At 72.1% G+C, this 12,491-nt stretch carries 15 protein-coding genes and 1 pseudogene; 9 read left to right on the top strand and 7 right to left on the bottom strand.

All coding sequences use genetic code 11. The features are described from left to right. Window positions 1–62: 62 nt before the first annotated feature. From ACIA77_RS28440 to ACIA77_RS28425, 4 genes are all read left to right on the top strand, one after another. Window positions 63–686, top strand: coding sequence for a TetR/AcrR family transcriptional regulator (locus tag ACIA77_RS28440; RefSeq protein WP_395889052.1), 624 nt, complete (start codon window positions 63–65; stop codon window positions 684–686). 569 nt (window positions 687–1,255) lie between these two features. Continuing rightward, window positions 1,256–1,702 carry a MarR family winged helix-turn-helix transcriptional regulator gene (locus tag ACIA77_RS28435; protein ID WP_395889051.1) on the top strand — a complete coding sequence of 149 codons (447 nt, stop codon included), beginning with the start codon at window positions 1,256–1,258 and terminating at the stop codon, window positions 1,700–1,702. Further along, window positions 1,695–3,134: an MFS transporter gene (locus ACIA77_RS28430; protein ID WP_395889050.1), complete on the top strand. Its 1,440-nt coding sequence runs from the start codon at window positions 1,695–1,697 to the stop codon at window positions 3,132–3,134. The genes ACIA77_RS28435 and ACIA77_RS28430 overlap by 8 nt, the downstream gene beginning before the upstream one ends. Before the next feature lie 14 nt (window positions 3,135–3,148). Continuing rightward, window positions 3,149–3,703 (top strand): cysteine hydrolase family protein, encoded by a 555-nt coding sequence (locus ACIA77_RS28425; protein ID WP_395889049.1) that lies wholly within the window; start codon window positions 3,149–3,151, stop codon window positions 3,701–3,703. 43 nt (window positions 3,704–3,746) lie between these two features. Here the strand turns inward: ACIA77_RS28425 and ACIA77_RS28420 are convergent, their stop codons facing one another. From ACIA77_RS28420 to ACIA77_RS28405, 4 genes are all read right to left on the bottom strand, one after another. After that, complete coding sequence (locus ACIA77_RS28420; RefSeq protein ID WP_395889048.1) at window positions 3,747–3,911, bottom strand: acyl-CoA carboxylase subunit epsilon; 165 nt, start codon at window positions 3,909–3,911, stop codon at window positions 3,747–3,749. 14 nt (window positions 3,912–3,925) lie between these two features. Next, entirely contained in the window at window positions 3,926–5,527 is a 1,602-nt protein-coding gene (locus ACIA77_RS28415) for an acyl-CoA carboxylase subunit beta (protein ID WP_395889077.1), read from the bottom strand. After that, window positions 5,493–6,263 carry a thioesterase II family protein gene (locus ACIA77_RS28410; protein ID WP_395889047.1) on the bottom strand — a complete coding sequence of 257 codons (771 nt, stop codon included), beginning with the start codon at window positions 6,261–6,263 and terminating at the stop codon, window positions 5,493–5,495. The genes ACIA77_RS28415 and ACIA77_RS28410 overlap by 35 nt, the downstream gene beginning before the upstream one ends. A 134-nt stretch (window positions 6,264–6,397) precedes the next feature. Then, the gene (locus ACIA77_RS28405) at window positions 6,398–7,249 is read right to left on the bottom strand and encodes a LysR family transcriptional regulator (RefSeq protein WP_395889046.1); all 852 of its coding nucleotides are present in this window, start codon (window positions 7,247–7,249) and stop codon (window positions 6,398–6,400) included. 110 nt (window positions 7,250–7,359) lie between these two features. On the opposite strand from ACIA77_RS28405, the gene ACIA77_RS28400 reads away from it, so the two are divergent. Beyond that, window positions 7,360–8,064, top strand: a complete 705-nt coding sequence (locus tag ACIA77_RS28400; protein WP_395889045.1) for an SDR family oxidoreductase — start codon at window positions 7,360–7,362, stop codon at window positions 8,062–8,064. 51 nt (window positions 8,065–8,115) lie between these two features. Then, window positions 8,116–8,955 (top strand): alpha/beta hydrolase, encoded by an 840-nt coding sequence (locus ACIA77_RS28395; RefSeq protein ID WP_395889044.1) that lies wholly within the window; start codon window positions 8,116–8,118, stop codon window positions 8,953–8,955. On the opposite strand, the gene ACIA77_RS28390 is transcribed toward ACIA77_RS28395, so the two are convergent. Continuing rightward, entirely contained in the window at window positions 8,942–9,403 is a 462-nt protein-coding gene (locus tag ACIA77_RS28390) for a DUF2269 family protein (RefSeq protein ID WP_395889043.1), read from the bottom strand. The genes ACIA77_RS28395 and ACIA77_RS28390 overlap by 14 nt on opposite strands. A 189-nt stretch (window positions 9,404–9,592) precedes the next feature. On the opposite strand from ACIA77_RS28390, the pseudogene ACIA77_RS28385 reads away from it, so the two are divergent. Continuing rightward, window positions 9,593–9,828 (top strand): annotated as a pseudogene (locus ACIA77_RS28385) (transposase); the annotation flags it as partial. A 26-nt stretch (window positions 9,829–9,854) separates the two neighbouring features. Here the strand turns inward: ACIA77_RS28385 and ACIA77_RS28380 are convergent. Both ACIA77_RS28380 and ACIA77_RS28375 read right to left on the bottom strand, forming a co-directional pair. Then, window positions 9,855–10,532 (bottom strand): GNAT family N-acetyltransferase, encoded by a 678-nt coding sequence (locus ACIA77_RS28380; protein ID WP_395889042.1) that lies wholly within the window; start codon window positions 10,530–10,532, stop codon window positions 9,855–9,857. A gap of 82 nt (window positions 10,533–10,614) precedes the next feature. Then, the gene (locus ACIA77_RS28375) at window positions 10,615–11,094 is read right to left on the bottom strand and encodes an SRPBCC family protein (RefSeq protein WP_395889041.1); all 480 of its coding nucleotides are present in this window, start codon (window positions 11,092–11,094) and stop codon (window positions 10,615–10,617) included. An 84-nt stretch (window positions 11,095–11,178) separates the two neighbouring features. Here ACIA77_RS28375 and ACIA77_RS28370 point away from each other — a divergent pair, with 84 nt between their 5' ends. Together ACIA77_RS28370 and ACIA77_RS28365 are read left to right on the top strand one after the other, a co-directional pair. After that, window positions 11,179–11,934 (top strand): VOC family protein, encoded by a 756-nt coding sequence (locus ACIA77_RS28370; RefSeq protein WP_395889040.1) that lies wholly within the window; start codon window positions 11,179–11,181, stop codon window positions 11,932–11,934. 9 nt (window positions 11,935–11,943) lie between these two features. Then, entirely contained in the window at window positions 11,944–12,432 is a 489-nt protein-coding gene (locus ACIA77_RS28365) for a GNAT family N-acetyltransferase (RefSeq protein WP_395889039.1), read from the top strand. The last annotated feature ends 59 nt before the right edge of the window (window positions 12,433–12,491 follow it).

The following is a 12,491-nucleotide window of genomic DNA, read 5'->3' as shown; positions in this document are numbered from 1 at the left end:
TCTGCGCCATCTAGTCAGCGAGCGTCATTAAGTAGACTGGTCAGACCCGGCGAGGAGGACACATGCCCCACGATCAGAAGACGCCGTCGCGCATGGGCCGGCCGCCGCTGACGGAGCGACGGAAGGCGGAAACGCGGCTGGAGGTCGCCCGCGCGGCCGTGCGGCTCTTCCTCGCGCGGGGCGTGGCCGGGACGTCCGGCGAAGACATCGCCGAGGCGGCCGGGATCTCGCCGCGCACGCTGTGGCGGTACTTCCCGACCAAGGAGAGCTGCATCATGCCGCTGCTGACCGGCGGGATCGAGACCACCGCGCGGCAGCTGCGGTCGTGGCGCAACGACCAGGACCTGGCCGACCTGCTGGCCACCGCGCGCCCACCCCTCACCGACACCGCCGACGACGCCCGCACGATGCTCCGCCTCGTCCGCCTGACCCGCACCGAACCGGGTCTGCGCGCCGTGTGGCTCGAAGCCCACCGCGCCGCCGAGCCGGTCTTCGCGGAGGCCCTCGCCCACCGCGCCGGCCTACCCGAACCCGACCTGGTCACCACCGTGCAGGCCGCGATGCTCAACGTCGCCCTCCGCGTCGCCGTCGAGCACTACGCCTCCCACGACAACCCAGACGCGGCCGACTACGACTCCACCATCCGCGAAGCCCTCCTCGTCGCCGCCGGCAGCTTCACCTCCTGACGCGCCAACCGCGGATCCCACCTCTCGCACACCTGGCGTCGACCCGCCCCCCACTACAACGCGGACTGTACGACCCCCACCCCCGACAGCCGAACCCGCCTGACATTCGCCTCAACCGGCTCCGCCCGATCAATCACCAAGCACACCAACGCCGACCGCACTCCTCGCCGCCGCAACGTTTTCGGCCATCGGCCCGGTCGTCGTTCACGTCCGCAACGCTGCCGAGCCGAACACGCCGCGGCGCCGGTCCGCGGATTCCCGCCGCCAGGCATGCCCGGATGCCTCGTCCGCCAGGCCGCCCGGCCCGAACAAACATTCGCCGCAGCACCGCCCGCACCCGCCGCCCTGTCGAAGGTCCCCGCGATCGAGCTGCCACGCGCGCTCATGCCGGTCGGCCCGCGTCGAACGAAGCCCGCGTGCGCCACACCGAGGGACAACTCCCAAGGCAGCGCCGCCACCATCCACCTCATCCGCGAGTGGCCGCACCGGTCAGCCCTTCACCACCTCCAGCGGGTGATATACGCAACCCAAACTGTACAGTCTTAGCTGCGTAGTTTACCGTCGTCAGAGTGAACGAGACCCCGAACTTGGCGCCCTCCGCCGCGCAGGCGGCGCAGGAGGTCCGGACCACCATCAGCCGCCTGCGGAGGCGGATTCTGAGGGCCGCCGAGGCGGCGGACATCACGCTGGGGCAGGCGTCCGTCCTGACGCGGTTGTCGGATTCGCCGGGGGCGACCGCGAGTGAGCTCGCGGCGGCGGAGGGGGTCCGGCACCAGTCGATGACGTCGACGATCGCGTCGCTCGCCGAGCTCGGGCTGGTCACGCGGGCGCCGGATCCGGCCGACGGCCGGCGGGTGCGGCTGAGCGTCACGCCCGAGGGGCGCCGGCGCGTGGACGAGGGCCGGCAGCTCCGCGGCGAATGGCTGACGTCGCGCCTGCAGGACCGTTGCACCGAACACGAACGGCAGCTCGTGCTCGAGGCCATGGCCGTCCTGCAGAGGCTCACCGTTGACTGACCCCACCCCCGACACCGGCGCCACCGCGCCGCACCAGGAGGTCACCACGCCAACCCGAACCGAAACCACGAAGCCCGGCTTCGACCGGCGGCTGCTGCCGGCCATGATGCTCGGGGCGATCCTGAACCCGGTCAACTCCACGATCGTCGCCGTCGCGCTCATCCCGATCGGGCAGGCGCTCGGGGCGCCGCCGGCGGAAACCGCGTGGCTGGTGTCGTCGCTGTACCTGGCGACGGCGCTCGGGCAGCCCGTGGTCGGGCGGCTGATCGACCTGTTCGGCCCGCGGCGGCTGTTCCTGGCCGCCACCAGCCTCGTCGGCGTGGCCGGCGTGCTCGGCACGATGGCACCCAACCTGGCGGTGCTGATCGTCGCGCGGGTGGTGCTCGGGTTCGGCACGTGCGCGGGTTACCCGGCGGCGATGGCGTTGCTGCGCAGCGAAGCGCGCCGCACCGGGCGCGACAGTCCGGCGGGCGTGCTGACGGCGCTCGCGGTGACCAGCCAGACCATCGCGGTGATCGGCCCGCTGCTCGGCGGCGTGCTGATCGGCGTCGGCGGGTGGCGCGCCACGTTCGCGATCAACGTGCCCCTCGCCCTCGCCGCCGTGCTCCTCGGCCTGTGGCTGCCCAAATCGGAATCGAACACCAAACCGGCGAGCCGGATCGCGCAGCAGCTCGACCTGCCCGGCATGGCGCTGTTCGCCGCGATGCTGCTCGCCCTGCTGCTGTTCCTGATGAACCTGCACCTGTCGACGTGGTACCTGCTGGCGATCGCCATCGCGGCCGGCACCGCGTTCGCCGTGCGGGAACTCAAGGCCGCCACACCGTTCATCGATCTGCGCGTACTGGGCGGCAACCGCCCGTTGGTGACCACGTACGCCCGCGCCGTCGTCGCGTACACGGTGTCGTACGCGTTCCTCTACGGCTTCACCCAGTGGACCGAGGAGGGCTACGGCCTGTCGCCGTTCGTCGCCGGGCTCGTGCAGATCCCGATGTTCGCGGTGTCGATCGGCGTGTCGATCCTCACCGGGCGGCGCGACGGCGTGCGCGGCAAGCTCCTGCTGGGCGCGGTCGGGCAGATCGTGGCGTGCGGGCTGATGCTCACGCTCACCGGCGAAAGTCCGCTGTGGACACTCATCCTGCTCGCCCTGATCTTCGGCGTTCCGCAGGGGACGAACAGCCTCGCCCTCCAGAACTCCCTGTACCACCAGGCGAACCCCGAGCACATCGGGTCTTCGGCCGGCCTGCTGCGCACGTTCGGCTACCTCGGCTCGATGATCGCGTCGGCCACCACCGCCGCGTCGTTCGGCCAGCGCGCCGACACCGGCGGGATGCACGTGCTGGCGTGGCTCATGCTCGGCGCCGGCGTCCTGTTCCTCGCCCTCACCGCCTTCGACCGCACCCTCGGCCGCCTTCGCACCCGCGAAGCCGACTAACGAAAGGCACCACCTTGTCCCGCACCGCTTTGCTCCTGATGGACCTCCAGGTCAGCACACTGTCCCGCGTCGCCGAGGACTACCTGGCCCGCGCCGTGGAGACGCTCGAGATCGCGCGCGCCACGGGCGTGCCCGTCATCCACGTCGCCGTGCAGCTGCGGCGAGACCACGTCGACGCCCACTCCCGCAACAAGATCTTCGGCTCGCTGCCCGCCGGCGTCTTCACCGAGGACGACCCCGCCGGCGCCATCCACCCCGACGTCGCCCCCGCCGACGGCGAGATCGTCGTGTACAAGAACCGCGTGAGCGCCTTCGCCGGCAACAACCTCCAGCAGATCCTGGCCGCGCAGGACATCACGAAGCTCGTCCTCGCCGGCATCGCCACGAGCGGCGTGGTCCTGTCCACGACCCTGCAGGCCGCCGACCTCGACTACGACGTCACCGTCCTCGCCGACGCCTGCGTCGACCCCAGCCCCGCCCTGCACGAAACGCTGATCACGGACGTCTTCGCCCGCCGCGGCCGCACCACGACCATCGCGGAGTGGGCCCAGGAACTGGCCTCCGCCTGAGCCGACGGGGAACGGGTGGGCCGGTCCCACCCGTTCCCGCAGCTCAGCGGGCCAGCCGCCAGCTCGTCGCCGGCACGTACCGCACCGGCCGCCGTGGCCGCGGCAGCTCGACCTCGGGCCCCGCTTCCCGTGACGCGGCGACAGCGGACAGCACGGCCACCAACGCCGCCAGCTCTTCGTCCGACGGGTTGCCCCGCACCACCCTCACCACCGGCTCCCCCATCACACCGGCGGGTTTCCGTGCTTGCGCGCCGGGATGTCGGCGTGCTTCGTGCGCAACATGGCCAGCGACCGGATCAGCAGCTCACGCGTGCGGCCGGGCTCGATGACGTCGTCGACGAGCCCGCGTTCGGCCGCGTAGTACGGATGCATCAGCTCGGTGCGGTACTCCTTGATCTTCTGCCGCCGCACGGTTTCCGGGTCGTCAGCGGCCTTGATCTCGCGGCGGAAGATCACGTTCGCGGCGCCCTCCGCGCCCATCACCGCGATCTCGTTGGTCGGCCACGCGAGCGACACGTCCGTGCCGATCGAGCGCGAGTCCATCACGATGTACGCGCCGCCGTAGGCCTTGCGCAGGATGAGCTGCACCCGCGGCACGGTGGCGTTGCAGTACGCGTACAGCAGCTTCGCGCCGTGCCGGATGATGCCGCCGTGCTCCTGGTCGACGCCGGGCAGGAAGCCGGGCACGTCCACCAGGGTCACCAGCGGGATGTTGAAGGCGTCGCACGCCTGCACGAACCGCGCCGCCTTCTCGCTGGCCTCGATGTCGAGCACGCCCGCGAGCGTCGCCGGCTGGTTCGCGACGATGCCGACCACGTGGCCGTCGAGCCGGGCGAACGCGCACACCAAGTTCGTCGCCCAGCCCGCGTGCACCTGGAGGAACTCACCGTCGTCCACGATCTCCTCGATCACGCCGCACATGTCGTACGCGCGGGCCGAGTCGGTCGGCACGAGCTCGAGCAGCCGGTCCGTCCGCCGGTCGACCGGGTCGCCGGACGGCTCGACCGGCGGCGCCTCGTTGTTGTTGGCGGGCAACAGCGAAAGCAGGTACCGCACGTCCTCGAGGCACGTCGGCTCGTCGTCGTACACGAACGCGGCCACGCCCGAGGTCCCGGCGTGCACGTCGGCGCCGCCGAGGCCGTTCTGCGTGATCTCCTCGCCCGTCACGGCCTGCACCACGTCGGGACCGGTGATGAACATCTGCGACGTCTCGCGCACCATGAACACGAAGTCCGTCAACGCCGGCGAGTACGCCGCGCCGCCCGCGCACGGCCCGAGCATCACCGAGATCTGCGGGATCACGCCGGAACAACGCGTGTTGCGCTGGAAGATCCCGCCGTACCCGGCGAGCGCGGTCACGCCCTCCTGGATCCGCGCGCCCGCACCGTCGTTGAGCGACACGAGCGGCGCGCCGGCGGCCGCGGCGAGGTCCATGACCTTGTGGATCTTCTGCGCGTGCGCCTCCCCGAGCGCGCCGCCGAAAATGCGGAAGTCGTGTGCGTACACGAAAACCGTGCGCCCGTGCACGGTCCCCCAGCCGCACACCACGCCGTCGGAGTAGGGCCGGCGGTGCTCCAGGCCGAAACTCGTCGCCCGGTGGCGGCGCAGCGCCTCGATCTCGGTGAAGCTGCCGGGGTCGAGCAGCAGCTCGATGCGCTCGTGGGCGGTCAGCTTGCCGCGTTCGTGCTGGCGGGTGGTCGCCGCGTCGTCGGGGCCGCGGCGAGCCGCGTCCTTGATCTCGCGCAGCTCCACGAGCCGGTTGCCGAAGGATCCTTCTACCGCCAGTGCTTCAGACATGGACACGCCCCTTGTCGCCGAGCCGATCAGCCAGATACCGCAGAACGACGTCCTGGTGGCGGGTCAGGAAGAAGTGCCCGCCGCTCAACGTCACCAGTTCGAAGCCGGCCGAGGTGTAGTCGGCCCACGAGCGCACCTCGTCGACCGAAGCGACCGGGTCGTCGGTGCCGGTGAACGCGACCACCGGCGTCGTCAGCGGTGGCCCGGGCTCGTACCGGTAGGTCTCGACGGCGCGGTAGTCGTTGCGCACCACGGGAAGGATCATGCGCACGACGTCTTCGTCGCCCAGCAGATCCAGTTCCGTGCCACTGAGGCGGCGCAGCTCCGCGATCACGCCCTCGTCGGTACGGGTGTGGACGCTCTCGGCACGGCGGCGGGACGGCGCGCGGCGGCCGGAGACGAACAGCGCCGACACGGGCGAGCCCCGGTCTTCGAGCCGCCGGGCGACCTCGTAGGCGATCATCGCGCCCATGCTGTGGCCGAACAGCGCCAGCGGGCGGTCGGTCTTGTCGCCCAGCAGGGCGGCGATCCGCTCGGCGAGTGCGTCGATGCTGGTCAGGAACGGTTCGTGGCGCCGGTCCTGCCGCCCGGGGTACTGGACGGCGAGCACCTCGATGTCCGGCGCGAGCGCTCGCGACACCGGGAAGTAGAAGCTGGCGGAGCCCCCGGCGTGCGGCAGGCACACCAGGCGCGCCCCGGCCTCGTCAGCCGCGTGGAACCGCCGGAACCAGGCGTCCTCGGCTTCTTCCGCGTGGGCGACCATGTCGTCCCACCGCCTTTCCGTCTGTCACACCGGGAAACCACGGGCGGCCCGGTCTCGACGAACCAAGCTAGCCCGGACCGGGGCAGCGGAACGACCCCTAAACCGCCCCTAAAGTCGACCCTCCACAGTGGACTTCAGGCGGCTTCGAGCTGCGCCAGGAAGGCCCGCGCGGCGGGCGACGCGCTCGCGCTCACGGCCAGCGCGACCTCGCGGATCGTGCGCGGCAGCAGCGGCCGCGCCACCACTCCGTCGACCCGCGGCACCCCCACCGCCGGCAAGATGCTCACGCCCAGCCCGGCCCGCACCATCTCCAGCACGGCGGACATCTCGCGGGCCTCGAACGCCGCCTCCAGGCGCACCCCCGCGTCGCGCGCGGCGGCCGTGAACACCTGCGCGCACCCGCCGGTCGGACGCACGAACGACTCGTCGGCGAGCTGCGCGTACGTCACCGACTCGCAAGCCGCCAGCGGGTGCGCCACGGGCAGCACGGCGAGCATCTCGTGGCGGTCGAGCAGCACGGTCCGCAGTCCGGGCGCCGGCAGCGTGACCACGGCGACGTCGGCGACACCCTGGTCGAGCCAGTCGCGCAGTTCCTCGTCGCTGCCCTCGAACGACCGCACCGCGACGAGCGGGTGGCGTTCGGTGAACAGGCGGAGCTGCGCCGGGAGCCGGGTGCCCATGGCGGTGGGCACGCTCGCGAGCCGCAGGGTGCCGGTGATCTGCCCGGCCACCTCGGCGACCTCGGCGCGCAACAAGTCGACTTGCCGCACGGCTTCGCGCGCCCGCCGCACCGCGCGCTCGCCGGCTTCCGTCAGCACGACGCCCGTGCGCTGGCGCAGCAGCAGCGGTGCCCCGAGTTCGCTCTCGAGCGTGGCGATCGAGCGGCTGACGGCCGGCTGCGCCATGCCCAGGCGCTCACCCGCGGCCGTGAACCCGCCGTGCTCGGCCACGGCCAGGAGCACCTTGAGCTGCTGCATCGTCGTCATCGGACCTCCGGCCATGATCGCCGCGCCATGTCGGCATAACGTCGGCGACATTTCCGGCGGCTCAGCCACAACATTAGCGTCATGGGCAGATCGAGAGGAGTCACCTGACCATGCGAGTGCTGATCACCGGAGCGTCCAAGGGCATCGGCCGGACCGTCGCCGACCGGCTGGCCGCCGAGGGCCACCACCCGATCGGCCTGGCGCGCACCGCGCCACCCGGCTTCCCCGGCGACTTCCACGTCGCCGACCTCGCCGACGCCGACGCGACCGCCGCGGCCCTCGACGAGATCGTCGCGGCCGGCGCCGTCGACGGGCTGGTGAACAACGTCGGCACCGCCAAGCTGGCCCCGCTCGGCTCCGTCGACCTCGACGAGGTCGCGCGGACCTACGACCTCAACTTCCGCACCGCGGTGCAGGTGACGCAGGCCGTGCTGCCCGGCATGCTCGCCGCCGGGCGCGGCCGGATCGTCAACGTCACGACCCTGGTCACACTGGGCACCCCGCACCGCACCTCGTACGGCGGGTCCAAAGCCGCACTCGAAGCCGCCACCGGCATTTGGGCGGCCGAGCTCGGCGCGCAGGGCATCACCGTCAACGCGGTTGCCCCCGGCCCGACGGAAACGGAGCTCTTCCGCAAGGGCACCCCGGCCGGCTCCGAGCGCGAGGCGTGGTTCCTCGCCAAGCTGCCCGTCGGCCGTCTCGGCCGCCCGGCGGAGATCGCGCACGCCATCTGTTTCCTGCTGTCGGAGGACGCGGGGTTCATCACCGGCCAGGTCCTGCGCGTCGACGGCGGCGCGAGCATCGCCGCCGCCTGAGCCCCGGAAAATCGCCGCCGCGGCCCGCCCGATTCGGGCAGAATCGCCGCCATGTCACCGACGTTCGTGCTCGTGCCCGGGTCCAACGCCACCAGCCGCTGCTTCTCCGTGCTGCAGCGCGAACTGGCCCTGCTCGGCCACCGTTCGCTCGCGGTGGACCTGCCCGGCCACGGCGAAGCGGGCTTTTCGATGGCGTACCAGGCGCAGGACCTCAACACCTTCGCGACGGAGCCGTCACCCCTGGCCGCAGTGACGCACGCCGACGCGGTGGCCACGGTGACGGACGTCGTGCGCCGGGCGCGCGAGCACGGCCCGGTGGTCCTCGTCGGGCACAGCCGCGGCGGCATGACGGTGACGAGCGTCGCGAACGCGGTGCCGGATCTGCTGGAGCGGACGGTGTACGCGTCGGCCTGGTGCTGCGTCACCGGCACTCCCGCCGACTACCTCCGGAACCCCGCGTACTTCCCGGCCGCGCTGGCGGAAGCGGCGGCCATCCGGATCGGCGATCCGCAGCAGCTCGGTGTCCTGCGCATGAACTGGCGCAGCAGCGATCCACAGCACTTCGCCGCGCTGAAGCGCGCCATGTTCGCCGACGGCACCGACGCCGAACTGCTGTCCTTCCTCGCGGGCCTGGACCCGGACGAGACCCTGGACGGCGGCGGCGACCGCACTGACCCGGCGACCTGGGGCCGCGTACCGCACACCTACCTCCGCTTCACGCAGGACGAGAGCATGCCGCTCGCGCTGCAGGACGCGTTCATCAAAGAGGCCGACGCCCTCACGCCCGGCAACCCCTTCGACGTCCGCTCGCTCGCCGCGTCGCACGTCGGCCCGCTCGTGCACGCCGCGGAGTTCGCCGCGGTGCTGGCGGGCGCCGTCACACCCCGGTAGACGAGCCCGGCCGCACGATCATGATCACGGTGACCACGACCCACAGCAGGTTGAAGATCCCCGTCGTCATGGCCAGCCGCCCGGCGAGGCGGGTGTCGACCTGCGTGACCGCGGTGGCCGCGCCGCCGTCGGCCGCCGGTTCCGCCAGCGCCGCGCGTTGTCCCGGCAGCACGAACGCCACCAGCACGACGGCGGCGACCGCGGTCAGCCCGATCGACACCAGCACCCAGGTCTGGCCGGTCACCTTCATCGTCCCGGCCACGGCGAACCCGAACACCGGCACGGCGATCGACACCCACGCGTAAACCCGGCAGATCCGGTGCAACAACGCCAACGTGCCGCGATCACCCCGCTTCAGCGCAGCGGGGAACATGCTCGCGGCCACCGCCACGGGCCCGACGGCCAGGATCGCCGCCAGCACGTGGATCGACAGAAATACTTTGCTCACGACGTCGACGCTAGCCCCCGCGTTTCGCCGCCCGGAACCGGCTGGATCGCCGTGTTCCACCGGATTTCCGCCACTTGCGCGGCTAGGTGCTGTCCTGCGTCATCGGAGCCAGAGGATGATCGCAGCGATGGTGAGTTCGGCCTGCTAATAGGCGGCGCGTTGTGCGTAGCGGGTGGCCAGGTCACAGAACTGCTCGGTACTGCGCGGGACCGCGCGAGTCTTTCCCCGGTGATCGAGCCGTTGCTGCCGCCGCAGCAGGGCGGTCGCCAGCGGTGGCGGGATCACCGCCACGTCATCAACGTGATCCTGTGGAACTGCGTACCGGCGCCCCGTGGCGCGACCTGCCCGAGCGTTACGGACCGTGGAGGACCGCGCACGAGGGGCTGCGGCCGTGGACCAAGGATGGCACGTGGAGCCGGATACTCGATCGTGGCATCGCGCAGGACACGGCCTAGTCCTGCGGCACCTCGACGGCGGTGAACACGATCTCCCGGTTCAGCCGGAACCCCAGTGCCTCGTAGAGCCGGATCGCGTTGACGTTCGACGCGGCGGCGTGCAGGAACGGCAGCTCGCCTCGGTCGCGGATCCCCACGCCGACGGCGCGCACCAGCCGCGCGGCGAGGCCCTGGCCGCGGAAGGCCGGGTCGGTGCACACGGCGCTGATCTCCGTCCAGCCCGGCGGGTGGAAGCGTTCGCCGGCCATGGCGATGAGCGCGCCGTCGCGGCGGATGCCGAGGTAGGTGCCCAGCGCGATGGTGCGCGTCAGGAACGGGCCGGGCCGCGTGCGCTCGACGAGGTCCAGCATCTCGGGCACGTCGGCCTCCGTGAGGCGGACGGCCTCGGGCTCCGGCGCCACGCTGAGGTTCGTGCCTTCGAGCTGCACCCCCGGGATGTCGCCGTGCACGGTCCAGCCCGGCGGCGGCGTGAGCGCGTCGCCGGCGATGACGACCGTGGCGCCTGGGCCCGCGAGGTCGGCGATGTCGCGCCACACGTGCTCGTCCGGCTCATCGGGCAGTGCCAGGAACGGCGCGACGTCCGCCGGGTAGCGCAGGACCTGGCCCTTCTGCTCGGCGAAGTGCGCGTGCGGCCCCGACAACGACGACAGCACCGGGTTGTCCAGCGGGCTCATCCAGCCTGCCCTTTCGTAGAAGCGAACGACACCCCAGAATGCGTCGCCGCGGCGACGCGCGGCCAGCGGTCCCACATCCTGATCAGCGCAGCGCCTCGTACGGCGCCTTCCGAGCCGGGTCGTAGTCGTCGAACGACGGGCGCGGCGAACCGTCGCGCGCGGCCACCAGCAGGTCGAGGTAGTACTCCCAGCCGGGCCCGATCTCGCCGATGCCGCCGGTGTCCGTGAGGTGGTGCACGAGCCGCAGCTCGGTGCCACCGTCCACTTCGGACAGCAGGAGCTCCAGCGGCCAGCCGCCCGCGTCGAGCATCCCGGTCAGGGCCAGGCGCCGGGGCTCGTCACACGCGTCCACGCGCATGTCGGTCCACGGCTCGCCCTCTTCGAAGGCCATCTGCACGCAGATCGTGCGCCCGGGGGCGGCGTCGCCCTCCCACGTCCCGAACCACAACGCCGTGCGGGCGGGGTCCGTGACGTCGGCCCACACGGCGCCGGTCGGCGCCGCGAACACGCGGCGCAGCACCAGGTCGGCGCCCGTTTCGGTCCGTACCAGTTCACCCGTCACGCGAGCCAGGGTAGCCGGACATTCAGGTCAAGAACCGGCCGGTGTGCCGGTTAGCGTCCGGGTACACGCAGCGAAAGGACCGTGATGAGCACCGTCGACACCAACCAGCCCCTCGGCACGCCCACCTGGCTCGACCTGGCCGTGCCCGACCTCGCCCGCGCGCAGGCTTTCTACGGCGCCGTCTTCGGCTGGACCTTCGACGGCGGCGACTGCCTCCTGCGCGGCCTGCCCGTCGCGGGCCTGTACCGCGGCGAGGGCCGCGGCTGGACGGTCCACCTCGCCACCGACGACTGCGCCGCGACCACCGCGGCCGTCACCGCGGCCGGCGGCACGGTGCTGGCGGAACCCCACGACGTCGACGGCCGCGGGCGCGCCGCAGTGCTGGCCGACCCGACCGGCGCGCGCTTCGGCCTCTGGCAGGGCCGCGCGTTCCCGGGCGCGCGGCTCGTCAACGAGCCCGGCACCCTCGTGCGCAACGACCTCGTCACCACCGAGGCGCCACTGGCCCGCGAGTTCTACCGGAGCGTTTTCGGCTTCACCCTCGACGCCAACCCCGACCTCCCCGGCGCCGACTTCACCTTCCTCCGCCGCCCCGACGGCCACGAGATCGGCGGCATCTTCGGCGTCGCTTCGGCGCCGGCCTCCGCCTGGGCCACCACGTTCGAAGTCGCCGACACCCAGGCGTCGGCGGAGAAATTCGCCACCGCGGGCGGCACGGTTACCCGCGGTCGACGACACCCCCTACGGCTGTATGGCCACCGTCACGGACCCGTTCGGCACGGAGTTCACGATGATCGCGCGCCCCTGAACTCGATTGCCGAACGGGCCGCCGGTCGCTAGACAGCCGAGGTGGACATCCCCGAAGTGCCCGGCACCCGCCTCCTCGAAGCGACCGCCGTCGACGCGCCCGAACTGCTCGTGCTGCAGCGCTGCTGCTGGGTCCAGGAGGCGATCCTCAACACCACCCTCGAGATCCCGGCGCTGCACGAGACCCTCGACGAGGTCCGCGAGTGGATCGGCACGTGGCGCGTCTGGGTCGTGCGCCAGGGCCCGCGGCTGGTCGGTGCCGTCCGCGCGCGCCTCGAAGGCACGGCCTGGGAGATCGGCCGCCTGATGGTCGCCCCTGACCTCACCGGCCGCGGCCTCGGGCGGTTCCTGCTGGCCCACGCCGAGAGCCACGCTCCGGCCACCGCGCGCACCACCGAACTCTTCACCGGCGCGGCGAGCAAGCGCAACATCGCCCTGTACGAACGCGCCGGCTACCGCCTCACCGACCAATCCGGCCCGGCCGACGCCCACATCCGGCACGCGGTGTACCTGGTCAAGCCCCGCGGCTGACCACGGCCACACCGGCCGTGGCGGGAACCGAGCCGGACTTCACGCGCCGCACCCGGCGA

It is taken from the genome of Amycolatopsis sp. NPDC051903 (genome assembly GCF_044452505.1).
Lineage (GTDB): Bacteria > Actinomycetota > Actinomycetes > Mycobacteriales > Pseudonocardiaceae > Amycolatopsis.
This window is presented reverse-complemented; position numbering and strand designations above follow the sequence as displayed.

Coding starts and splice junctions, on each gene's coding strand:
- ACIA77_RS28440 (WP_395889052.1), top strand. CDS start 63: ATGCCCCACGATCAGAAGACGCCGTCGCGCATGGGCCGGCCGCCGCTG.
- ACIA77_RS28410 (WP_395889047.1), bottom strand. CDS start 6,263: ATGGTCGCCCACGCGGAAGAAGCCGAGGACGCCTGGTTCCGGCGGTTC.
- ACIA77_RS28405 (WP_395889046.1), bottom strand. CDS start 7,249: ATGACGACGATGCAGCAGCTCAAGGTGCTCCTGGCCGTGGCCGAGCAC.
- ACIA77_RS28400 (WP_395889045.1), top strand. CDS start 7,360: ATGCGAGTGCTGATCACCGGAGCGTCCAAGGGCATCGGCCGGACCGTC.
- ACIA77_RS28395 (WP_395889044.1), top strand. CDS start 8,116: ATGTCACCGACGTTCGTGCTCGTGCCCGGGTCCAACGCCACCAGCCGC.
- ACIA77_RS28380 (WP_395889042.1), bottom strand. CDS start 10,532: ATGAGCCCGCTGGACAACCCGGTGCTGTCGTCGTTGTCGGGGCCGCAC.
- ACIA77_RS28370 (WP_395889040.1), top strand. CDS start 11,179: ATGAGCACCGTCGACACCAACCAGCCCCTCGGCACGCCCACCTGGCTC.